The following is a 787-nucleotide window of genomic DNA, read 5'->3' as shown; positions in this document are numbered from 1 at the left end:
GCCGGACGGGCCGCTCGCGGCCGACTGGCTGCTGCCGCCGACGGGGCCGCTCGCCGAGCTCGACCCGCCGCCGGCCGGGGAGGACGGCACGGAGGGCGAGGACGGCGTCGTCGGGGGCTTCGACGACGGCTGCGTGCTGCTGCCTCCGCCGCTCGGCGAGGGCGAGCGCGAGGGCTTGCCGCTCGGCGAGTGCGACGGGCCGGGGGACGTGCCGCCCGAGGACGGCGGGCCGGACGGCTCGCCGCTCCCGCTCGGGGCGCCGCTCGGCGACGTGCTGCCGGAGGCGCCGGGCGAGGCGGAGCCGGAGCTTCCCGCGCCGGGCGAGCGGCCCGGCTTGCCGGGCTTGCCCGGCACCTGGGCGTGGCCGGCCTCGCCCGGACCGGGCCGGTCGGCGGTGAGGCCGTTGTCGCCGTCCTGCTGGGAGGCGGACTGTCCCGGCTTCACCCGTTCGGGCGACTTCCCGTCCTGGCCGCCGGAGGTAATCCCCAGGGTGACGACGGTGCCGAGGACGGCGGCGAGCAGGGCGCCCGCACCGGCCGCGACGAGGTTGCGGCGGGCGCCGCCCATCATCATCTGCCGGGCCCACGGCTGCCGGGCGGGACCGCGCTGCTTGCGGTCGCGCTCGGCCGCGAGGCGGGCGATGACCGTGGTCGCGACCTGGTCCGGGTCGGCGCCGGGGGCCGCCGGGGACCCGGCGGCGGGCACGGAGGGCGGCACCGCGGACTGCTCGCTGCGGGCGGCCGGGACCTCCTCGCCCGCGGGCGTGCGCCCGGCGGGCGCGCCGGAG

The 787-nt window shown here is 81.4% G+C and carries 1 pseudogene; it reads right to left on the bottom strand.

The features are described from left to right. Positions 1-787 (bottom strand): annotated as a pseudogene (locus tag ACSNOH_RS34975) (ATP-binding protein); the annotation flags it as partial.

The sequence above is a fragment of the Streptomyces sp. URMC 127 genome, assembly GCF_051386535.1.
Classification (GTDB): domain Bacteria; phylum Actinomycetota; class Actinomycetes; order Streptomycetales; family Streptomycetaceae; genus Streptomyces.
This window is presented reverse-complemented; position numbering and strand designations above follow the sequence as displayed.